The sequence below is a fragment of the Psychrobacter sp. GP33 genome, assembly GCF_014119005.1.
Classification (GTDB): Bacteria; Pseudomonadota; Gammaproteobacteria; order Pseudomonadales; family Moraxellaceae; genus Psychrobacter.
The window spans coordinates 164,752-186,979 of sequence record NZ_JACGYX010000004.1 but is presented as its reverse complement, the minus strand read 5'-3'; the positions used below and the strand labels follow the sequence as shown (position 1 = coordinate 186,979).

General features: G+C 42.5%; 17 protein-coding genes. 8 read left to right on the top strand and 9 right to left on the bottom strand.

Annotated features, from left to right (window positions below):
- Positions 1-177: 177 nt before the first annotated feature.
- Together H2245_RS07195 and H2245_RS07190 are read right to left on the bottom strand one after the other, a co-directional pair.
- On the bottom strand, positions 178-1,011 hold the full coding sequence (locus tag H2245_RS07195) for a phosphodiester glycosidase family protein (RefSeq protein ID WP_182406712.1): 834 nt from the start codon (positions 1,009-1,011) through the stop codon (positions 178-180).
- A gap of 86 nt (positions 1,012-1,097) precedes the next feature.
- A complete protein-coding gene (locus H2245_RS07190) occupies positions 1,098-2,948 on the bottom strand; it encodes an FMN-binding glutamate synthase family protein (protein ID WP_182406711.1) in 1,851 nt (616 codons plus the stop codon).
- A gap of 420 nt (positions 2,949-3,368) precedes the next feature.
- On the opposite strand from H2245_RS07190, the gene H2245_RS07185 reads away from it, so the two are divergent.
- Positions 3,369-4,361 carry a DUF4062 domain-containing protein gene (locus tag H2245_RS07185; protein ID WP_182406710.1) on the top strand — a complete coding sequence of 331 codons (993 nt, stop codon included), beginning with the start codon at positions 3,369-3,371 and terminating at the stop codon, positions 4,359-4,361.
- Between the two features lie 153 nt (positions 4,362-4,514).
- Here H2245_RS07185 and H2245_RS07180 read toward each other — a convergent pair whose 3' ends face one another.
- The gene (locus tag H2245_RS07180; protein WP_182406709.1) at positions 4,515-5,342 is read right to left on the bottom strand and encodes an IclR family transcriptional regulator; all 828 of its coding nucleotides are present in this window, start codon (positions 5,340-5,342) and stop codon (positions 4,515-4,517) included.
- Between the two features lie 175 nt (positions 5,343-5,517).
- Between H2245_RS07180 and H2245_RS07175 the strand changes: the two genes are divergently transcribed.
- The 4 genes from H2245_RS07175 to H2245_RS07160 all read left to right on the top strand — a co-directional run bounded on the left by H2245_RS07175 (position 5,518) and on the right by H2245_RS07160 (position 10,702).
- Positions 5,518-6,702, top strand: a complete 1,185-nt coding sequence (locus H2245_RS07175) for an acyl-CoA dehydrogenase (RefSeq protein WP_182406708.1) — start codon at positions 5,518-5,520, stop codon at positions 6,700-6,702.
- A gap of 171 nt (positions 6,703-6,873) precedes the next feature.
- The gene (locus tag H2245_RS07170) at positions 6,874-8,094 is read left to right on the top strand and encodes a CaiB/BaiF CoA-transferase family protein (protein WP_182406707.1); all 1,221 of its coding nucleotides are present in this window, start codon (positions 6,874-6,876) and stop codon (positions 8,092-8,094) included.
- A 349-nt stretch (positions 8,095-8,443) separates the two neighbouring features.
- Positions 8,444-9,871 (top strand): gamma-aminobutyraldehyde dehydrogenase, encoded by a 1,428-nt coding sequence (locus H2245_RS07165; protein WP_182406841.1) that lies wholly within the window; start codon positions 8,444-8,446, stop codon positions 9,869-9,871.
- A gap of 33 nt (positions 9,872-9,904) precedes the next feature.
- The gene (locus tag H2245_RS07160) at positions 9,905-10,702 is read left to right on the top strand and encodes a nuclear transport factor 2 family protein (protein ID WP_310734124.1); all 798 of its coding nucleotides are present in this window, start codon (positions 9,905-9,907) and stop codon (positions 10,700-10,702) included.
- A gap of 274 nt (positions 10,703-10,976) precedes the next feature.
- Here H2245_RS07160 and H2245_RS07155 read toward each other — a convergent pair whose 3' ends face one another.
- The gene (locus H2245_RS07155; RefSeq protein ID WP_182406705.1) at positions 10,977-11,747 is read right to left on the bottom strand and encodes an IclR family transcriptional regulator; all 771 of its coding nucleotides are present in this window, start codon (positions 11,745-11,747) and stop codon (positions 10,977-10,979) included.
- Between the two features lie 303 nt (positions 11,748-12,050).
- Between H2245_RS07155 and H2245_RS07150 the strand changes: the two genes are divergently transcribed.
- From H2245_RS07150 to H2245_RS07140, 3 genes are all read left to right on the top strand, one after another.
- Positions 12,051-13,517 carry an NAD-dependent succinate-semialdehyde dehydrogenase gene (locus H2245_RS07150; protein WP_404944664.1) on the top strand — a complete coding sequence of 489 codons (1,467 nt, stop codon included), beginning with the start codon at positions 12,051-12,053 and terminating at the stop codon, positions 13,515-13,517.
- A gap of 73 nt (positions 13,518-13,590) precedes the next feature.
- Entirely contained in the window at positions 13,591-14,862 is a 1,272-nt protein-coding gene (gene gabT / locus H2245_RS07145; RefSeq protein ID WP_182406703.1) for a 4-aminobutyrate--2-oxoglutarate transaminase, read from the top strand.
- 316 nt (positions 14,863-15,178) lie between these two features.
- Positions 15,179-16,633: an APC family permease gene (locus H2245_RS07140; RefSeq protein ID WP_182406702.1), complete on the top strand. Its 1,455-nt coding sequence runs from the start codon at positions 15,179-15,181 to the stop codon at positions 16,631-16,633.
- Positions 16,634-16,761: 128 nt separating this feature from the next.
- Here H2245_RS07140 and H2245_RS07135 read toward each other — a convergent pair whose 3' ends face one another.
- From H2245_RS07135 to greA, 5 genes are all read right to left on the bottom strand, one after another.
- Positions 16,762-18,024, bottom strand: coding sequence for a glycosyltransferase (locus H2245_RS07135; RefSeq protein ID WP_182406701.1), 1,263 nt, complete (start codon positions 18,022-18,024; stop codon positions 16,762-16,764).
- Positions 18,025-18,151: 127 nt separating this feature from the next.
- Positions 18,152-19,048, bottom strand: a complete 897-nt coding sequence (locus H2245_RS07130) for a TIGR03915 family putative DNA repair protein (RefSeq protein WP_259365129.1) — start codon at positions 19,046-19,048, stop codon at positions 18,152-18,154.
- Positions 19,049-19,121: 73 nt separating this feature from the next.
- Complete coding sequence (locus tag H2245_RS07125; protein WP_182406700.1) at positions 19,122-20,390, bottom strand: putative DNA modification/repair radical SAM protein; 1,269 nt, start codon at positions 20,388-20,390, stop codon at positions 19,122-19,124.
- 217 nt (positions 20,391-20,607) lie between these two features.
- The gene (locus H2245_RS07120) at positions 20,608-21,552 is read right to left on the bottom strand and encodes a hypothetical protein (protein WP_182406699.1); all 945 of its coding nucleotides are present in this window, start codon (positions 21,550-21,552) and stop codon (positions 20,608-20,610) included.
- A 159-nt stretch (positions 21,553-21,711) separates the two neighbouring features.
- Positions 21,712-22,188 carry a transcription elongation factor GreA gene (gene greA / locus H2245_RS07115; RefSeq protein ID WP_182406698.1) on the bottom strand — a complete coding sequence of 159 codons (477 nt, stop codon included), beginning with the start codon at positions 22,186-22,188 and terminating at the stop codon, positions 21,712-21,714.
- Positions 22,189-22,228 lie beyond the last annotated feature (40 nt).

Here is a 22,228-nt window from a genome sequence, read left to right as displayed (position 1 = left end):
CCTGTTATTTAACAGTGATTTGATAACGGAGGTGAATGACAATACAGAGATGCAAGGATAAACGTTCAGTATAAAAGCATAAGCGTTAAGTATAAAAAATTACGTCAAAAATTGGCGCTATTGTAGCAAACTAAACACGCACTTGGGCAGCTTTCTTGGGCAGTTCCGCCTGACTATTTACTGGCGCTTAACCACGCCGATGATGACACCCATATCTTTTTTATCGTGCTTATCGATACTTGGTGCATAAAACGCTGAAGCAATCCCGCCATCAAAAAATAGCGCGTTCGGACACTTCAGCTTATCTTTAAATAAAGCGGCAAACTGATAAAAGGTCACTGGCTCATTGCTATTGACAAACTGTATGCTGCCATCCTCACAGACGCCAGCCCCATTACGGAATTTGGTGGAGGTGCCATTTTTATTAAACTGCGGATGAATCTTGTTGTTGATAACCAGCATGGGACCTGATTGAGTAGCAAACCAAGGTTTTGTACCTTTAGCCAGCTGCCGTTTCATCTCACGACTTTCTGTAATGTGCACGCTACCAGCTTTGTCCCACCACATCACGCCATTGGGCAGTAAATGAAAGTTGCCACCGCCTTTATTGGTATTCAGTGCGCGTATCTCTTTACCTTTAATAACGGTATAGCCAATTGGGGCATAAACCTCGTTATACATGCCGGCATTCATGGCAAAAACCAAGTTTTTTGATGAGGGTAACGTATTTAATACGTTCTCGAAGGTGAGCAGCCGGGTCTTGTTATCAGTCTTCTGCCAAAATAACTGTAAAGCATAATTGCCGTTATTTACGTTGGTGTCAGCAACCGCATCGGCACTGATATGACAGACGCTATACGTAAAGGGTGATGATGCCTCTTCACATGACCAAGGCTCAGCATCAATGTCAGATGCGTCCGTAGAATTTGGCTGGCAAGCGCTGACGCTCAAGCCAAACACGCCAAGCGCTAACACCGTTAAATAAGGGAAAGTAAAAATAGAACGCAGCATGGTTCGTCAGTCTTCTATAACGTGGAGATAGTTAACAGTTGAGGTAATTAGCAATAGCTAAGTTTGACAAATAAATTTTTAACAATTTAGCTTGTCGATTCGGGAAAATCACGAGAAGTATGATTGACATTCCCAGTCAATCGACCACCATCGCTGTAGCTGACTTTACTAAATGTTGGTTCTAAAGTGGTTGACATATTTGGTTCTAAGTTTAGTTCTGGCTTGGTTTCTAGAGTAGGCGCTTTGGTTTCTTTACCTCTATCACGCGAGTCTCTATTGTAAGCAATGAGCGCATCATTATCCGCTAAGAAGCTGTCCGCATTTGCCATCACCCACATCTGATTAAAGACATCAGCGCGGGCACTTTGGTCGAGCAGCGCGCCCTCATCGGTAAAGTAAAAGAACTTGGACAACAGTTTGATCTGCCCATCATCCAAACGTCGGGCGATATGATACGGCTGTAACTGGCTTGGGTGCTGTAAACCAACCGCGCCCACAATGCTGGCAAGAGATTTAAGAGTGTTTTTATGAAAACTTGCCACTCGCTCCGCCTTACTTGGCACATCAAGCGCCATTTGACGATACGGGTCTTGGGTTGCTACACCTGTCGGGCAGGTGTTTGTATGACATGAGCGCGATTGAATACAACCAACGGCAAACATAAAGCCGCGCGCTGAGTTACACCAGTCTGCACCCAGCGCAATTAAGCGTGCAATGTCAAAACCTGAGACGATTTTACCGCTAACGCCAAGTTTAATTTTGTCACGGATACCTGCACCAACTAACGTATTGTGTACCAATAAAAACCCATCAACCATGGGCATACCAACATTGTCCATAAACTCTACTGGTGCAGCACCCGTACCGCCTTCAGCACCATCAATTACAATAAAATCAGGATAATTATCGGCTTCAATCATGGCTTTAACGATTGCCATAAATTGCCACGGCTGCCCAATACATAATTTAAAACCAACCGGTTTACCGCCTGATAAATCACGCAAATTTTGCCAAAACGCCACCAGTTCGCGTGGGTTGCTAAATGCTGAATGCGAAGAGGGCGATACGCAATCTTGTCCCATTGGTACTTGACGAGTATCTGCAATTTCTTGAGTGATTTTTTCGGCTGGTAGCACGCCGCCTTGCCCAGGTTTTGCCCCTTGCGACAGCTTGATTTCAATCATTTTGACTTGTGGGTCAATGGCTTTTTCGGCAAACGACTGCGGGTCAAAGTGACCCTTATCATCACGGCAGCCAAAGTAGCCGGTGCCCAATTCCCAAATTAAATCCCCACCAAATTTGCGATGATACGGGCTAATAGCACCTTCACCGGTATCATGGGTAAAGCCGCCCATTTTTGCGCCTTGATTGAGCGCCATAATGGCATTTGCCGATAAGCTACCAAAGCTCATTGCAGAGATATTAAACACCGACATATCGTGCGGCTGCAAACAACGCTCACCGCCTACCGTAATCCGAAAATCTTTGTTTTTTAACGGTTCACTTAGTGCTGATTGTAAAAACCACTCTTTACCATGCGCGTATAAATTATCGAGTGTCCCAAACGCATTAGTATCACTGACGTTCTTAGCACGCTGATATACCAGCGCCCGCTGCTGGCGCGAAAACGGCACTTGTTCTTTATCGTTTTCTAACAAATACTGACGAATCTCAGGACGAAAATCCTCCAACACGTAGCGGATGTGACCGGCAACTGGATAGTTGTTTAAGATGGCATGTTTCGATTGCAGTACATCATAAATACCCAAAGCTACCCCGAATCCTCCAATGACAATTAGCCACCAATTCCATAATAACAATCCTGCCAGGAATAATAATATCGCCGCGCCAAAGGTGCTATAGCGTAATAACAAGCCGATCAAATAAGGGGAGTTATGTTCCGATGTAGGATTCAGATTGGTACGAGATTTGGGCATAGTAACGCTCAACTAGAAAACATGAAAAATAAAAAACGCAGCTCTCATTACCATAAGTAATGAATATAATAGAAGACAGACTGTTAATATAAGGTCAGTCGCTCAACTATTAAAGAGCTGCGTATATCTGGTGCCTATGATATCACGGGACAAGCATAAAGTGCGTAACGGCTTGCTAACGGGTCTAATATTATACGAAACGGCTTTGAGCTTACCAGTCATTATTAATAGCTATAATGAGGAATTGATAAAACTACATACATCTAAGGCGAATGAATGAGGAATTTGCTATATAAAATATAACCATACTATTAATATTCGTATCAAGCACTATATACACATCGACTATGATTGATGTTATTTGAATAACTATCTCAGTTAGAGAAATCACTAAGCTATATTAAATTATAAGGAAAAAAAGTGGATAAGAGATATCAAGTGTTTGTAAGCTCTACATTTGCAGACTTAAAGGATGAACGAAGCAATGTTATTCAGACACTGATGGAGATGGATTGTATTCCTGCTGGCATGGAACTATTTCCTGCTTTGGATGAAGAGCAGTTTGAATTCATTAAAAAAGTAATTGATGACAGTGATTATTATCTACTCATTATAGGTGGTAGATATGGCAGTTTATCCGATGAGGGCGTCAGTTATACAGAAATGGAGTACGACTATGCCATTAGTAAAGGTATTAAGGTTATCGCATTAGTACATGGTAGCCCTGAAAAGCTAGCTGTTGAAAAAGTAGAAATGGACTCTACTGCTCAAAAAAAACTACAAGTATTTAAGAAAAAAGTGACTACTAATCGTTTAGTTAAGTTTTGGAATGATGCAAAAGAATTATCTGGTTTAGTCGCGTTGAGCTTGCCTAAAACAATTAAAACATATCCGGCTATCGGATGGATAAGAGGTAATGAAGCAACTGATAATACTGAATTATTAAAGCAACTGAATGAACTTAGACAAGAAAACAGTAGATTAGAGAAACAAGTTCAAGAGTTACAAAACCATAAAAGTGATATGCTAAATTTAGCTCAAGGTGATGATAAAGTTTCAATTTCAGTGAAATGTACTTTCTTTGAAGGAGAAGAAACATCTTGGGAACAAGAAGTAACTTGGAACAACTTGTTCAAAAGTATTGGTCTAAAAATTCTCAATGAAGAAGATGAAAGTGTAGTATTCAATACTTTGGGCGAATATATATCTTCGAGGAGATATGAAAGTTTTCAGTCAGCAGAAATAGATTTTACTGATTTTGAGAGAGTAAAAGTTCAATTCTTAGGTTTAGGTTATATAATCTTTAATAGTATAGGGTCTAATTGTTATTGGGAAATAACACCTGAAGGTAAAAAGTACCTATTAGAAATAATGTCAATTAAACGTGAAGCAGACGAAACAAGTAATGAGTAAATAAGCTTATATAGCCCTTATTATTATAAGGGCAGACAATTGCTTTAATAATCAGATAAAACTATTGATTTAAATATTTCTTGATACTATGACTTAATAAGCGCAAGACCATATAGAAGTTTTATGGTCTTGGTATCTATTATAAATGAATTCTTAGTCACCGCGCCCAATCTTCTCCGCAAGCGCCTGCAATTTGGGCACAATTTTTGCCGCATAATCATCGCTTTGCCAATTAGCCCGAGGCACACTGGCATTTAACGAATACATATAACGTCCTGTCGTAACATCAAAAATACCTACTGCTACCGCCAAAATATCAGTAGAAAACTCTCCATCTGAGAGCGTATAGCCATGCGTGTCATAATACTGTGCTGCTTGAGCGAGTGAATTTTGTGCTTCCTGATAGTCGTTGTCAGCTAAACGTTCCTTCAAATTAGCGGTAATAACGGCTTGTCTAGCCAGTGAGCTTACTGCATAAAAAGCCCGTCCAATCGCCGTATGTTCAACAGGCACTGCTGAGCCGACCTTTAAATTCACTGATAAACGCGCTGGGCTACGACAACAGGCTAAGTAGCGCATTTCGCCATCAATTTCTGTCGCTAAATTTACTGACACTTCATTTTCTGTTGCAAACTGCCGTAATAATGGTTCTGCAAACGTGACGACATCATAACGACTCCAAGCTGTTGCGCTCAACCGTACTGCACTACTGCCCAATTTATATTGTCCATGCAGGGTTGTCCGTAAAAACCCAAGGGTGGTGAGAGTATAAATTAAGCGAGTCACTGTCGCTTTGGGCAAGGTGGTTAATTGACATAATTGTTGATGACTGAGTTCTTCATGCTGTTCAAATGCGGCAAGTAATGCCAGCCCGCGTGCTAGTGCAGTGACAAATTGCCGATCTTCATTAGCCTTGCTTTGGCTTGAGGTGTCATTGATTCGCTCGAGTAAAGAGGTCGGACTTACTAAGTTTTTAGTCATTTTATAACCGTATTTTAGAATAAAGGTTTACATGGGATAAGTTTTTTGCTTAAATGGATTAATAATGTGAAACTAAGTTTTGCATAGCGGAACAAATAAGTCAATTATTATCGTATCAATCATACTAGGCAATAATAATCTATTGGTCAGAACGACTGATAACAAGGAGCATCACATGGCAAATTACAGCAGTCCACGTTTTGACTGGGAAGATCCTTTTTTATTACGTGACCAGCTCACTGATGAAGAGCGCATGGTAACGGACAGCGCGCGTCAGTTTTTTCAAAAAGAGCTGATGCCTGGCATTGTTGAAGCAAACCGTAATGAGCATTTTGATCGCGATATCATGCGTCAGATGGGCGAGATGGGATTGCTTGGCGTAACGATTGACGGTTATGGCTGTGCAGGTTTGTCGAGTGTGGCTTATGGCTTGATTGCTAAAGAAGTAGAAGCCGTTGATTCTGGCTACCGCTCAGCGATGAGCGTGCAATCAAGCTTGGTGATGCATCCGATACATGCTTATGGTACTGAAGAGCAAAAAGAAAAATATCTACCTAAGCTTGCAACCGGCGAATATGTGGGTTGCTTTGGTTTAACAGAGCCGGACTCAGGTTCAGACCCTGCATCCATGACAACGCGCGCGCGCGCAGTTGCTGGAGGCTATGAGCTGACTGGTAATAAGATGTGGATTACCAATAGCCCGATTGCTGATGTGTTCGTGGTGTGGGCAAAAGATGATGCTGGTGATATTCGTGGTTTTATTTTGGATAAAGGCATGAAAGGGCTGTCCGCACCGAAAATCGAAGGTAAGTTCTCGCTTCGTGCGTCTGTCACCGGTGAGGTTGTCATGGATAAGGTATTTGTCCCTGAAGCAAATGCTTTCCCAGATATCCGTGGTTTAAAAGGTCCGTTTGGTTGTCTAAATAAAGCCCGTTATGGCATTGCGTGGGGCACGATGGGGGCAGCTGAATTCTGCTGGAAAGCATCACGCCAGTATACCCTTGACCGTAAACAATTTGGTCGTCCTCTTGCCGCTACGCAGTTGGTACAGTTAAAGCTTGCCAATATGCAAACTGAGATTACGCTGGGTCTGCAAGCCGCGCTACGTGTCGGGCGTTTAATGGATGAAGATAATGCGGCGCCTGAAATGATTTCACTGATTAAGCGTAATAACTGTGGTAAAGCATTAGAGATTGCGCGTATCGCACGTGACATGCATGGCGGTAATGGTATCTCTGATGAGTTCCATATCATTCGTCATGTGATGAATTTAGAAGCTGTTAACACTTATGAAGGCACGCACGATATCCACGCGCTTATTCTAGGGCGTGCACAAACCGGTATTCAGGCATTTTATTAACAAGTAATCGTTCATTTTTAGACTATAAATGTACGTTAGTGTTGAGCTTTTACTAATTGCTTATAAGCGGTAGCGTACGTTTTTTAGTGTTGATGCCGTATTTATTTAAAGTCAAAGCAATGCTGTAGTAAAAGTTATAGCAAGAAAGACGTTATGCAATAAGGGATTATTATGACTGTCAATACACTAGATTTACCTACGGATAAACAAGGAGCTCTGCACGGCATTAAAGTGCTGGATTTGTCTCGAGTATTGGCAGGTCCATCTTGTACCCAAGTGCTTGCAGACTTTGGTGCAGAAGTCATTAAAATCGAGCGTCCCGATATTGGCGATGAAACGCGCCACTGGGCACCGCCAATATTTGCTGATAATACGTCTGCGTATTATGCGACTATTAACCGTAATAAAAAATCATTGACCGTTGATATAACCACGCCTGCTGGACAAAAAATTATCCGACAGCTTGCCGTTGATAGCGATATTTTAGTGGAGAACTTTAAAGTTAATGGGCTAAAAAAATACGGCTTGGACTATGAGAGTTTAAAGCAAAGCAACCCGCGTCTTATTTATGCGTCTTTAACCGGTTTTGGGCAAACGGGTCCCGATGCGGCGCTTCCCGGTTATGATTATATCATTCAAGGTTTGTCAGGTTTGATGAGCATTACCGGACCTGTTGATGGCGAGCCCCATAAGGTTGGCGTGGCAGTCGTCGATTTATTTGCAGGCTTGCAGCTCACGATTGGTATACAAGCCGCATTAATAGCGCGTCAGCGTACCGGACAAGGTCAACTGGTTGATGTGGCATTGTTCGACAGTGCTATCTCGATGCTGGCTAATGTTGGTATGAATCACTTGGCATCCGGTCAAGTGCCACCAAGACTGGGCAATCAACATCCTAATATAGTGCCTTATCAAGTCTTTGCAGCTGAAGGCAATCAGCACTTCATCTTAGCCTGTGGCAACGATCAGCAATTTACCAAGCTTTGTAAAGTATTAGGCGTCGATTGGTATGAAGATGAGCGCTTTATGACCAATCCTGCGCGAGTGGTACATCGTGAGCTGCTGTGTGGCTGGTTGGCGCAAAAATTTACTGAACATTCGCGTGTCTATTGGTTAGATTGCTTGCAGCAAGCCAGTATTCCAAGCGGTGCGATTCATAATATCGCAGAAGCGCTTGGTATGCCGCAAACGCAAGCACGTGAGATGGTGGTTGATTTTACTAATCAAGGCAGTCCAGTCAAAGTTCTTGGCAATCCTATTAAACTCTCAGATTCATCGGTTATTTACCGCTCGCCACCACCACACTTGGGTGAGCATACTGATAGTACGCTTGCCGCGCTTGGGTACGACAGCGATATGATTGCTAAATTAAGAGCGGACGGTATTGTTTAATTAATATTTTTCAAAATAGCAGTAGCAGTAAAGGTTATAAATTAACTATTTTAGAACAGTCGGTCAGTGTATATGCAGCGATAACCTTTTGAAATTTTAAGTTGGTGATAACAATGTAAAAGTTAGCGCAGCCATTATGAGAAGGTTGCATATTAATTATCAAACTTAGGGTTAAACACTATTTTAGTTTAAATAGTACAAAGTTAGTTTCTTTAGATGCTTTTAAGTTAACTGACAGAGTTAACTGATTGAAATTACAAGATTTAACACACTTACAGGCTACCATTTGCAACTGTGTATAAGCAATGTTACCTTTGATATTACCAAACAAAAATCTGAGGAGTACACCATGAGTCAACGTCAGAATTTCGTCAATAACCAATATGTTAAGTCGCATAGTTCAGCGACTTTTGATCTAGTTGATCCGAGCACTGGCGAGGTCATTGGTCAGTCTCCGAACTCCAACAAACAGGACGTCGAGGAAGCCTACGCAGCGGCTGAAGCCGCTACAGCGACATGGGGACGCACCACGCCCTCAGCTCGACAAGCTGCAATGCTGAAGATTGCTGACGCCCTAGAAGCACGCCGTGATGATTTAGTAAATGCCCAGGTTCGCAACACGGGACAGCCGAAGTATTTGGTTGCTTCGGAAGAAGTTGACGTTGGTATCGACCAACTACGATTCTTTGCAGGTGCAGCACGTATGCTGGATGGTGTTCCATCTGGTGAATACTTGGAAGGTTATAACTCTGCGCTTCGTCGCGAACCGATTGGTGTCGTTGGACAGATTACCCCATGGAATTATCCAATCATGATGGCGATATGGAAAATTGGGCCTGCGCTCGCGGCTGGTAACACCATTGTCTTAAAACCGTCAGACACGACACCTGATTCCACTCTGCTGATGGCAGAGATTGCGGCAGAGTTCTTGCCCGAAGGCACATTTAACGTGGTACTGGGTGACGGTGAGACTGGGGCTTTATTATCAAGCTCGAAAGTGCCTGGTCTAGTGGCCATTACTGGTTCTGTAAAAGCGGGTATGGCAGTCGCTGCCGCTGCCGCAAAGAATTTGACTCGAGTACATTTGGAGCTTGGTGGCAAGGCACCGTGTGTGGTTTTCGATGATGCGGATTTAGACGCAGCTGCTACGAATCTTGCTCAAACTGGTTTCTTCAATGCTGGTCAAGATTGCACGGCTTCCACCCGAATCCTCGTCCACGAATCAGTCCATGATGACTTCCTTTCTAAGCTAGTTGAGGCCGCCGAAGCTACGTCATACGGAACCCCAGAGAAAGATGACATCTTGTATGGACCGCTCAATAATGCAAACCAACTTGAACGTATTGAAGGTCTACTAAACCGCCTGCCTGCCCATGCTACGGTAGTGACTGGAGGTAAGCAGGCTAAAGACATGTCAGGATTTTTCTTCGAGCCGACTGTGGTTGATGGTTTGCGTCAGGATGATGAGGTCATTCAGGACGAGATTTTTGGACCCGTTATTACGGTACAGACTTTCTCAACGGAAGAGGAAGCGGTACGCATGTCCAATGATGTCGAGTATGGCTTAGCATCATCAGTGTGGACAAAGGATCATGCTAGGGCGTTGCGAGTATCGCGTGACTTAGATTTCGGATGTGTTTGGATAAATTGCCATATCCCACTCGTTGCAGAGATGCCTCACGGTGGCTTTAAAAATTCTGGTTATGGCAAGGATTTATCTCGGTACGGCGTAGAAGAGTACACTCGACTCAAACATGTCATGAGCTCAATGGAATAAGACCTCATACAGAATGCAACATACAAGGAGAAAATCGATATGATTGATATTCGTGAGCTTGTAGTTAGGGCTGATCGGGAATTGTTTACTGAACATGATGTGACTACTCTAGATCGTAATTTCTCATCCGATTACGTCGAGCATTCACCGCTCGTCGCTAATGGTCTACAAGGTTTAAGGGATCTTGTTGCTGGTGCTCCCGACATGCGCCATGACGTAGCGCGCGTGTTAGTAGACGAGACAAACGGGTTGGTTGCCTTGCATGGATCGTACCCTGGTTTAGATCCGGATAATCTATATGTCGGTTTCGACATCTACCGCGTTGCCGATGGCAAGATCGTTGAACACTGGGATGGACTGGTCACCGAGACGCCACCTAATGAATCTGGTCATACTCAACTGGATGGACCGACTGAGATCGACAGGTCAGCGGACACCGAAGCAAATCGTGCGCTTGTGAAGGAGGTATGGCACACTTTTCTGCAACAGCAGGACTACCAATCTATGACTAGATTTGCTCGTCCAGATGGTACTTTCACGCAGCACTCTGGCGACATCGCTGATGGTGTTGCGAACATGACAGAGTTCTTGGAACAGCTGAAACGAGATAATAGCGCACTAACCTATGACACGCTGCACCGCATTGTCGCTGACGGAAACTTTGTATTAACGCATTCTGAAGGTTCGATCGGTGGCGAGCGGCATTCTTTCTTTGAGCTGTGGCGCATTGAAGATGGTTACGTGGTTGAGTTGTGGGATGCCATTGCACCAGTACTACCGGATGATGAACTTGCGCATCGTCACGGTGCGTTTACTTCTACGCAATCCTAATACTGAGTGCTTGTTTTTAATACATAGAATAATAGAGGTAATTACACTTTTATAATTACCTCTTTTTTTATTTCGTTCATTGCTATAAAGATAATTTATTCAATAAATTAAGTTTTTTAACTTACAGGATTTAGTGGCTGTTAAAAGCTTAAAGGGAAATTCAGAATTTTTTAGCAACCATCATATTTGTATAAGTGATACTTTATTTTAATTACGAATTTTTATCATTGCTACATTAAAGACCGATGATATCGTTTAATTATGTTAAAAGAATTTAAAGAGAATTGGCAGTAATAAAGCCTAAGCGCTGTTCTATTTGCTCAGCGAGTTTAATCAGGTTTGCACTGACCTCAGCACGTTTAGAATCGTACTCTGATTGCAAAAAGCTGACCGCCATACCAGCAATGGCATTACCCGAGGCATTACGGATATAAGTGCCCAAGCAATACATGCCATCGCGTAGCTGCCCATCATCAAGCGAGATGCGACTGCTCTGGATAATATTGAGCTCAGTCGATAAATCGGTGAAATTATTGACACCATTTGGCGTGATTGGTTCAGGAAAGTTGCCGTTATACAAAGATTCGATAGCTGGCATAGATAGAGTAGACAACATGGCTTTACCCGTGGCTGAAAATACCGCCGGAACTCGGACGCCAGCGCGGAAAGTAAAGCCTAGGGGTGCAGGTGCTTCATGACAGGTTAAAAACACCACTTCACCCAAATCTAACTTAGATAAGGTGACAGTATGTTGCAGTAATGTTGGGTATTGCACAATAAGGTCTTTGAACAACTGAATAATACCTTGCTGCTGCTCGTACCTGCCCGCCCAATACAACAAATATGAGCCTAAATGAAAGCGGCTATCAGCGTCTTTATAAATCACATGTTTGGTAAGCAGACTCTGCAATATGTTATGAGTTGAGCTACGTGGCAATGCCAATTCTTTAGCAATTTGCGCTGCGGTTAGTGGTTGGGGATTGGCAGTAATTAAATCTAAAATTTGAAACATTTTATCTAATGCAGGCACGGTTGTAGAATTCATAATTTATGACCTATAAAAACAAAAGTATACAAAAAGATATATAAAGTAACGTTTAAAGCAGTAATAACGGTTGCAAACTTTCTTTCTTCATTCTTATAATGATGTCTCGTATATAGAATACATGTTCAATATACTGAACAAATCAAAGATTATCAATAATTAACATAGTAATAATTTATTTTTAAATTGGTTTTATACAGATGTCATTAATACCTGAGATGATGGAACAAGTTTTTATTAAGAAGCAAAAAATACCCAATATTCACAAACAGTATTTAAAAATAAATGACAAGGAGTGTCACAGTGTCAAAATCTACGCTAAATCTATCTAACTCAAGTTTGCTTAAGCAACAATGCTTCATCAAAGATGGCTGGCATGCGGCTAGTGATGCGGCAACTATTGAAGTGTCCAATCCATTCAGCGCTGAAATTATCGGTACTATTCCAAGTTTGACCAAGCAAGATGTCAACGATGCCGTCGCTTATGCTCATGAGGCACAAGTAGCGTGGGCAGCAAAAACAGCACAAGAGCGGGCGACACTGCTACAAAAGTGGGCAGATCTGATTGATGCTAATAAAGAAGATTTAGCAATCATTATGACGGCTGAGCAAGGCAAGCCATTAAAAGAATCTCGCGGCGAGATTGGTTATGCCAATAGTTTTATCCGCTGGTTTGCTGAAGAGGCTAAACGCGTTTATGGTGACGTTATCCCTGCTACTCAGTCTCAGCTGCGCTACGTCATTCTAAAACAGCCAGTAGGCGTCTGCGCTGCGATTACCCCTTGGAATTTCCCAGCTGCAATGATCACTCGTAAAGCCGCGCCAGCATTGGCTGCTGGTTGTACTATTATCATTAAGCCTGCGACAGAAACACCATTTTCTGCATTAGCATTAGGTGTCCTTGCAGAGGAAGCTGGTATTCCAGCAGGTGTTATTCAAGTCATCACTGGTAAATCATCGGTTATCGGTGAAATATTAACCGGCGATGCGCGTATTCATAAATTATCGTTTACCGGTTCTACTGAAGTCGGACGTACCTTGATGGCACAGTGTGCACCGACGATTAAAAAGCTGTCATTAGAACTTGGTGGTAACGCACCGTTCATCGTGTTTGACGATGCTGATTTAGAAAAAGCCGCTGATGGCTTGATTGCTTCCAAATATCGTAATGCGGGTCAAACCTGTGTCTGCGCTAATCGCGTTTATGTTCAAGACAGTATTAAAGATAAATTTTTAGATATCTTTGTTAAAAAAGTGATAGCTCTCAAAGTTGGTGATGGTATGGATGAAAGTGTTGATATCGGACCACTTATCAACAAAGATGGTTTAGAAAAAGTACAAGTGTTGTTAAAGGATGCACTAGATAAGGGTGCAAAAATAGTCACTGGTGGCGATAAGAATGTGGCGTCAGCGCTCAGCTTTAATCCAACGGTGATTACGGATATTAGTGCGGATATGGACATTGCTAGCGAAGAGATATTTGGTCCTATTGCCTCGATTTTTACCTTTTCGAGCGAAGAAGAGGTTATCAACGCGGCTAACGATACCATTTATGGATTAGCAGCTTACTTCTATTGTAGTGATTACGCGCGCGCTTGGCGAGTAACTGAAGGTTTAGAATATGGCATGGTTGGTCATAATACCGGTATGATTTCAACCGAAGTTGCGCCATTTGGTGGGGTTAAGCAATCAGGATTTGGTCGTGAAGGCTCAAAGTATGGTATCGAAGAATATGTCGTTACCAAATACTGGTGTTCTGATATCAGCTAATGAAATTTCCTGAGATTTAATTAGTAATTAACTTAATACAATCTACATTTTAAATAAAGAAAGGGATTTTCTTATGACTACTACTCGAGCGACCAATCAATCACTACTTGAACGCCGTAAAGCAATTTTACCAACTGGACTTGGTATTGCTTTCCCTATATTTGCCGAAAAAGCCAAAAACTCAGAAGTTTGGGATATTGAAGGCAATCGTTATATTGACTTTGTGGGCGGCATCTCTGTACTAAACACGGGTCACAGTCATCCTAAAATTACACAGCGTGTTCATGAGCAACTTGATAAGTTCACCCATACTGCCGCGCAAATGATTAACTATGAATGCTATGTTGAGCTTGCCGAAAAACTGTGTGAAAGAGCGCCTATCAGCGGTCAGAAAAAAGCGTTTTTTTTAACCACGGGCGCAGAAGCAGTTGAAAACTGCATTAAAATTGCCCGCGCTAAAACCCGTCGTCCGGGTGTGATTTCTTTTGTTGGTGGTTGGCATGGTCGTACGCTGATGTGTATGAGCCTAACGGGTAAGGTATTGCCATACAAAAAGAATTTTGGTCCGATGCCAGGTCCGGTATTTCATGCTCTGTTCCCCGCTGAAGAGCTGAATGTGACCGAAGAGCAAGCATTACATAGTCTTGATATGATTTTTCAAGCAGACATTGATCCTAGTGAAGTGGCGGCGATGATTATCGAGCCTGTTCAAGGCGAAGGCGGCTTTCATCAAGTCACGCCAACATTTGCCAAAGCATTACGTGATATCTGTGATGAGCATGGCATTGTGCTGATTTTTGATGAAGTACAGTGTGGTTTTGCCAGAACCGGTACGTTATTTGCCTGTGAACAGTTGGGCGTTGAACCTGATCTGATGACCAGCGCTAAAAGCTTAGCGGGTGGTTATCCTATTTCTGCGGTTATCGGTCGCGCTGATATCATGGATGCGCCGCAAGTAGGCGGTTTGGGTGGTACTTATTCTGGTAACCCACTCGCTTGTGTGGCAGCGCTTGCGGTTATGGAAGTAATTGAAGAAGAAAATCTGCTGGAGCGTAGTATTGAAATTGGCGATAAAATTGAGTCGTTCTTAAAAGGTTTAAATCTAAGTAGCATTGGTCATATTCGTCATAAAGGTGCGATGTTAGCGTTTGAGCTCATCGATAGTGATGGCAAGCCCGATGTTGAAGCGACTACTAACCTAAAAGCTAAAGCATTTGAGCAAGGTCTGCTATTAGCCTCTTGCGGCATGTATGGCAATGCTATCCGAGTGATGGTGCCGCTTACCGTAGAAGATGAGGTGCTACAAGAAGGTCTTGATATTATTAAAGGGATATTAGCATCATAAACAGTCAATTAGCCGATAGGTCTAGATTGACTAGCGGTTAATGTTAAGAGTAGTAATAAAGTCGCACTCAAAATGTCTATTCTGAGTGGACACTTTATAACGGCGCCTTGCAAGTCAAGACGCCGTTGTTGTCTCTACTATCAGAATGTTATGCGAGCTTTAGAAAAAAACGAGTAAAAAATTATAGATTGAATGAATACAAGAGTTTTTTAGAAAAACGCATATGAGAGGCAACATCTGACTACATACAAAATAATGTAATTATAAATCTAAACGTAAATGATGACACGGATGATATACGGACAAGGAGCAGGTTATGTCTGAACTAAAAAAATCGCTGGGTGTGTTTGATATTATTGCACTGGCTTTCGGTGCTATGGTGGGTTGGGGCTGGGTCGTTTTGGCAGGTGATTGGATTATCTCTGCTGGGACATGGGGCGCGATGTTAGCCTTTATGATTGGTGGTTTAGCCGTCATTATGATTGGTGTTAATTACGCGGAGCTGGCTGCATCGATGCCGGTTACTGGCGGTGAGCACACTTATACTCACCGTGCTTTAGGGGTTACAGTTTCCTTTATTTGTTCATGGAGTATTTTGTTTGGTTACTTTTCAGTCGTGGCGTTTGAAGCGGTGGCTTTACCGACCGTAGTTGAATACTTCATTCCCAATTATAATCAAGGCTATCTATGGACCATTGCTGGTTGGGATGTCTATGCCACTTGGGTTGGGGTGGGAATGCTGGGCTCAGTCATTGTCACGTGGCTAAATATTCGCGGTATGGAAGTCAGTGCTTGGTTCCAAAAAACCGCTGTACTGGGTATTTTGTTCGTCGGTACATTGTTATTTATTGGCGCAGTGCTTTATAACCCTGAGACCTCAACAGCGGTTCAAGCGCCAGCATTCATAGATGGTATCAGCGGCATGATGACTGTTATTGTTATGGTGCCTTTTATGTTTGTTGGTTTTGACGTTATTCCTCAAGCAGCAGAAGAGATTGATCTGACCCGTCCTAATATTGGTAAATTCCTAATTATTTCTATTATTATTGCCGTCATGTGGTATGTGGGGGTAGCCTGGAGCGTGGGTCGTACCTTGCCACTGCTACAAGCTCAAGGCTCAACTTTAGCAACTGCTGATGCCATGACTAATGCATGGCAAGGCAAGTGGGCAGGTATTTTATTAGTCATTGGTGGTGTACTTGGTATTTTGTCCAGCTGGAATGCGTTTTTGATTGGTGGTAGTCGGTTGTTGTATGCTATGTCAAGAGCCCATATGCTGCCTGCATTTTTAGGTAAGCTACATCCAAAATATAAAACCCCAAAAAATGCTATTTTGCTTATTGGTGGTCTTGCCACTTTGGCACCGTTATTTGGTCGTAAGATGCTGGTATGGATTGTGGATGCGGGTGGTTTTGGGATTGTCATTGCCTATACTTGCGTTGCTATCTCATTTTTAGTTCTGCGCTATCGTGAACCTGATATGGTGCGTCCATTTAAAGTGCCAGCTGGCAAGTTAGTGGGAATGGTTACCATTGTTTTAGGCTTTGGTCTGCTTGTTTTATATATGCCAGGTATGCCGTCAGCACTGACGGCTGTTGAATGGTGGATATTCTTTGGTTGGACGTCACTTGGGATTGGCTTATATGCCTATGCCATTATTAAATATCCTGGTATCAGTGAATCCATTATGGCAGAAGAGCTGCGCGAATTAAAAATTGTCAATCAGCTGTGGTTAAAAGACAATCCACCTAAGGTAAAAGTTAAGCTTTAAATCATTTCTCTATTTATGTGGTAGCTCATATCAAAAAAGCCTAACGTTAAAATGTTAGGCTTTTTTATGATTAAGAATCAGTCAGTATAAATAATAGTCGGACTGTAAATAATTTTATAAGTTGATCGTCATTTTTTCTTTAATGACTGCTTAGTTAGTATCGGCTGCTTACTATCAGATACGATAGGTAGTTTTGCTGCCGTCAATTGTACTTTGGGTTTTAGCTTGGCTAAAATATGTGTACCTTTTAATATCTGTTCTTCTTCTAACGCTTGTTCATACAAGTCTTCATAAACTCTCAAAGTCTCATAAATCATCTCGCGCATGGTAAATTTGTCCGTCATCTCAGGACGGGTCACGCCTTCTAGCTGATTTTTAACCGCTTTACATAACGCATGAGCATTGTATTTCTTTACCAATCCTTGCGGATAAAGCGGCTTTAAAATTTCACTAAACGCTGCTTGATCCCAGCCGATCACCGGTGTACCCAAGTGAATGGCTTGTAAGGCGTTGATGCCGATAGATTCTGGCTGATTGGCAAGCGCCATGACAATATTGGCAGCCGATAGCCACTCGCGCATGTCGTTACGTTTGCTGCCAACATAGGTAATATGGTCACCCAAATCAAGGGCATTGCTGCGCTGGCGAAAGTCCTCGTGTGCCACATCCCCCTCTCTATAATCTTCATCCATAATAATGGCGTGAATATTGGGGAACTGATGTTTTAAATTACCCAAGATATCAATAAGCCATTCTTGCCCATATTCATTGCCAATAACGGTGGGAAACACCAGCCACTTTTTATTCTCAAGCTCAGGATATTCAGCAAAAGTATGCCGCAGCCAATAGACCGACGGATTATGACGATATGGGTAGCGCCGAATATCGATACCGCGGTAAATGCGTTTGATTGATTTAGGACCTAAAGACTCATGGCGCAAGCCTTTTTTGAGATAATTAGTAACGCTATTAGAGACGGTAATCACCGTATCGACATCCAATAATGCTTGCGAGTATTTATTAATCGGATAAAAGCCATACATGGTTGAGACTAATTTAGGTCTGCGTTTAAGTCGCATATGGCGTAGAGCCAGATGCAATATCCACGCTGGCGTGCGTGAATGAACATGAATGACGTCAGGATTGTATTGTTTGATCAGATGACGCAGCGGCGCAACTTGTAATAGCGATAGCCACGATTTTTTATTCATATGCAGTTGATGGTAGATGTTACCATCGCGCTCTAGGCGTTTGACAAGCTCATTGTCCTCATCGGCGCTAGAGATAATAATAGAGGTATGACCATTTTTGACCAAAGCACGCCCAAGATAAAAGATACCGCGTTCGGATTCATCATGTTTTAACGACGATAATAGGCGCATTACAATCATAATAGCGGTAAATATCCGTGAAAAGAGGCAAGCTACTATTGTCAGTTAAAAATGGTTAAAACTCAACCTTAAAGGTAATGGCAGGTGTAAAGGAAAAGGCAATCGTCATATTAATATCACCTTTCTCTTAACGCCGTTTTTGTAAATGCTCGGCATTTGATAATACTTGTTTTTCACTCAAATATTTCCAATAGCGCTGCGGTAGATATTGGCGATGCAGGCGTGGGTTTTTGCGCTCTTTGATATTCACATTGGCAAAATAACCTTGCCAAAAATGCTGATAGCGTTGTTCCTCAGGACTATGAATGCTGGCAGGATGGCGCAAGACCTCTTCATCAATATCGGTGATGGTTTGTAGCGGTGTAGGATGCTTTGGCGTACCTTTACTTTTATCATAAAAAATACCGTAACCGCGATGCACATCATAAATCGCCCAGTCTTGATCTTGATAGCGCTTATGAAAATGCGCGCCAATTAATGGCAAGACATTAAAATCCGGCTCAATTCTGGCAAAGTAGATATCTTGTGTGGTGTGCTCAAAGCGCACAAACGCTTCCATTCGATGCTTTTCGCGACCAACAGACTTGACTATTTGTGCCAGCTCAAGAACGTGTAAGTTACCCAAATCTTCCATCACGTCACGATTCGGATAGGTAATTGCGTATTTAACAACCTCAAAAAGAGTGATGCCAATGGTCTGCTTTTCGGACAAAAACCCCCACAATATCTGACGCATACCTGAACGCCCCAATAGTTTATTTAGGGTTTTAAGCACGCGCTCGGCATGGTCGGTGTCACTGGGTACAGAAATAGCTGGGTCAATTAAAGAGGGCACATAATTATCCTGCGCATATAGCTGTAGCCCAGCATGGTCTTGCAAACGTTTACTATAAATATAAAAAACGGCACTCAACCAACCTTCGAAGCTTGGCTCGTAGAGAATAATACTCGGAATAACCGCGCTCAGCGTTGTATGTGCGTTTATCTTATTTGGCTTAGCATTTTCTAATAACAACATCGGCATTTTTATCCTAAAAGACATTAGCATTAAAAAGGATTGTGACCACCTTAATATAAGATGGCTTATCCAAATTTAATTAAAACAAAGCCAGTTGTCCATCACGTTGATCTTTAAACTTAGTCTGTGTTTGTGCCAGTACATATTGACGAAAATTATCGCGGGTTAAATGGGCGAGATGCTCATTTTTACCCGTCATCGCCATAAAGTATTTGGCACGGTTTACCGCAGCACCCATTTTTTTAAGATGCTCTAACGTTAGATTATGAAACTTGCGCGCTTTAATCATTTTCTTTGCCGTCTTAGTGCCAATCCCCGGAATACGCACAATCATGGCATAAGGCGCGGTTTGAATATTCACCGGAAAATGCTCACGGTGCCGAATTGCCCATGCCAGTTTTGGGTCGCAATCTAAGTCCAAAAATGGTGACTCCGGCTCGACGATTTCGTTTGCATCAAAGCCATAAAAGCGCATCAGCCAATCGGCTTGGTAGAGGCGGTTTTCACGTACCATCGGCACCGGTGTGCCAATTGCTGGCAGGCGACTGTCGGACAACATCGGCACATAACCCGAATAATAGACCCGCTTGAGCGCATATTCTTTATAAAAGTGACTAGACAACTGAATTACTTGCAAATCAGTCTCGTTACTGGCACCAACAATCATTTGGCTGGTTTGCCCAGCAGGGGTAAATTTCGGCGCTTTTTTATGAGTTTTTTGGCTATCACGGAAAGTGATTATCTGCTCGCTAACCGTTTGCATTGGCATTTTTAATTGTTCATGCGACTTCTCAGGCGCAAGCAGTGCTAGCCCAGATTTGGTTGGAATCTCAATATTGGCGCTTAAACGATCAGCGTACAGCCCTGCCTCAATCAGCAATTCCTTTGACGCGCCCGGAATGGTTTTAAGATGGATATAGCCATTAAAGCGCTCACGAGTGCGTAAGATTTTGGCAACTTCAACTAAGCGCTCCATCGTATAATCGCCATTTTTAAAAATACCGGAGCTTAAAAATAAGCCTTCAATATAATTACGGCGATAAAATTGCATGGTTAATTCCACCACTTCTTCAACGCTAAAGGCGGCGCGCGGCGTGTCATTACTTTTGCGCGAGGTGCAATACGCACAGTCATAAATACAGTGATTGGTTAATAGTATTTTTAATAAACTGACGCAGCGTCCATCTTCGGTATAGCTGTGGCAAATGCCTGATTTTTCGCCATGACCGAGCGCGCCGCCTTGATTTTTACGGGTGCTACCGGAGGAGGAGCAAGAGACATCGTATTTTGCCGCATCGGCTAAAATATTGAGCTTGCCTTGCAATCGTTCGTAATTAATCGTTGTCATAATAGAATCTTATCAATCAATTAATAAGTCTTATTTTAACAAAATTAACGTTAAGTCATTGTATTACTGGTAGATTTTAAAGAGTAAGACGACAACTGTTGTCGCCTGTTGGGTTTGTCCAAACGCATAAAAAAAGGTCTTTAATAATAAAGACCTTTTTATAATTTAAAGCCTTATCGATAACATTATGCACTAACAATACGCTATTAGAATAGGACTATTGTACTGTGGCGCGAATCACAACGGTTTGCGCAGCATTAGCGCCAAGGTCAACCAAATTCCATTTTAAACCTGAATAAGGCTGTTGAATGACGGTAGACATACCAACTTGTCCGATAGTTTGGTAATTATTACCACCAACAGTCGCAAGGGTTGGCAGGGTGCTATTTAGCGAAAGCAATTTAATGCCATTGGGTAGGGTTACCGTTGCATTGATGTCGCTGACTGGTCTTGCAGTCGTATTGGTATAAACGGTGTGATATTCGATAATGTCACCGGGTGCAATATGGTTGGCAGGCACTGCAAATTCACGACCTTCGCGATTTTTAAGAATTTTCATCACTTTGGTATTGGCGGCAACCACATTTGGGGTGCTAAATACGGGTTTTAATTGCAACGTATCGAGGGAAGTTGTCGTGGTAACCGCAACGGCATTATTGTTAGTGATGGGCAGGGTAGTAATTGGCAGTGTGGTGACTGGTAAAGTCGTTACGGGTAATGTTTGCGTAACGATATTAACAGGGGTGGTCACAACACCGACAGAAGTGACTTGATTGGTCACAGGAATGGTATTAAGCGGTAAGGTAGTGACCGTTGTACCCGTATTCATAACATTGCTTTGACTAACTACCACTTGATTAGTATTACTTTGTAATACGCCGTTTTGACGAATCGTATAGCGTGGTACGTTGGTCACTTGGGTTACTGAGTACGGCATGCCGCTTTGCATACTGATGCCAGTTGGCGTTGTAGTGATGGTTGCCACTTGACCGTCAGAGGTTTGCTCAATAATGGTACTGCTAGCAGCGTTCGGGGTAACGATAACTTTTGGAGCAGCATGGGCGCTACTAATTAACAGTAGGCTGCTGGCTAACATGCTAACGATGCACACAGGCGTTATTTTTTGAGTCTGTTTAATTTTATTTATTATCATATGGGTCATAAATTCCGTTTTATAAATGTTTTACAAATAAGCGTTAAGTAGCCAGTTGTCCTATAAAAAACCCTCGCAACTGACCGAATATTAATGTCAATTGCGAGGGCAATATAAGTTATGGCTAACCAATTATTATAAGTGTTACAGGTGCTAGTCTAGCCAAATTTAATCATAAATTACTTTCATCACTTCATACTCAACCACACCTTTTGGCGTTTCAATACGGGCTTCATCGCCTGCAGATTTGCCAATCAGACCGCGTGCAATCGGCGAGTTGACAGAGATTTTACCGGCTTTAAAATCCGCTTCATCATCACCGACGATTTTATATTGTTTTTCTTCTTCGGTGTCCATGTTTTCGATTACGACGCTCACACCAAATACCACACGACCTTCTTTTGGTAAAGTTGCCGGATCAATCACTTGTGCGCCGCCAAGTTTGGCTTCGATATCACGGATACGCGCTTCACAAAAGCCTTGTTGCTCACGAGCGGCATGGTATTCTGCGTTTTCTTTTAAGTCACCATGTTCACGTGCTTCTGCAATAGAGGCGGTGATACGGGGGCGGTCAATACTTTTTAATTGTTTTAATTCGGCTTCTAAAGCCGCATGTCCTTGCGGAGTCATGGGATAACGTTGCATATTTTTTCCTTAAACCAACACCATTACACCACCTCGTAAT

Bases quoted from the DNA above. Each gene is read 5' to 3' on its own strand.
- H2245_RS07195 (WP_182406712.1), bottom strand. From the start codon at position 1,011: ATGCTGCGTTCTATTTTTACTTTCCCTTATTTAACGGTGTTAGCGCTT.
- H2245_RS07190 (WP_182406711.1), bottom strand. From the start codon at position 2,948: ATGCCCAAATCTCGTACCAATCTGAATCCTACATCGGAACATAACTCC.
- H2245_RS07180 (WP_182406709.1), bottom strand. From the start codon at position 5,342: ATGACTAAAAACTTAGTAAGTCCGACCTCTTTACTCGAGCGAATCAAT.
- H2245_RS07175 (WP_182406708.1), top strand. From the start codon at position 5,518: ATGGCAAATTACAGCAGTCCACGTTTTGACTGGGAAGATCCTTTTTTA.
- H2245_RS07170 (WP_182406707.1), top strand. From the start codon at position 6,874: ATGACTGTCAATACACTAGATTTACCTACGGATAAACAAGGAGCTCTG.
- H2245_RS07165 (WP_182406841.1), top strand. From the start codon at position 8,444: ATGAGTCAACGTCAGAATTTCGTCAATAACCAATATGTTAAGTCGCAT.
- H2245_RS07155 (WP_182406705.1), bottom strand. From the start codon at position 11,747: ATGAATTCTACAACCGTGCCTGCATTAGATAAAATGTTTCAAATTTTA.
- gabT (WP_182406703.1), top strand. From the start codon at position 13,591: ATGACTACTACTCGAGCGACCAATCAATCACTACTTGAACGCCGTAAA.
- H2245_RS07140 (WP_182406702.1), top strand. From the start codon at position 15,179: ATGTCTGAACTAAAAAAATCGCTGGGTGTGTTTGATATTATTGCACTG.
- H2245_RS07135 (WP_182406701.1), bottom strand. From the start codon at position 18,024: ATGATTGTAATGCGCCTATTATCGTCGTTAAAACATGATGAATCCGAA.
- H2245_RS07130 (WP_259365129.1), bottom strand. From the start codon at position 19,048: ATGCCGATGTTGTTATTAGAAAATGCTAAGCCAAATAAGATAAACGCA.
- H2245_RS07125 (WP_182406700.1), bottom strand. From the start codon at position 20,390: ATGACAACGATTAATTACGAACGATTGCAAGGCAAGCTCAATATTTTA.
- H2245_RS07120 (WP_182406699.1), bottom strand. From the start codon at position 21,552: ATGACCCATATGATAATAAATAAAATTAAACAGACTCAAAAAATAACG.
- greA (WP_182406698.1), bottom strand. From the start codon at position 22,188: ATGCAACGTTATCCCATGACTCCGCAAGGACATGCGGCTTTAGAAGCC.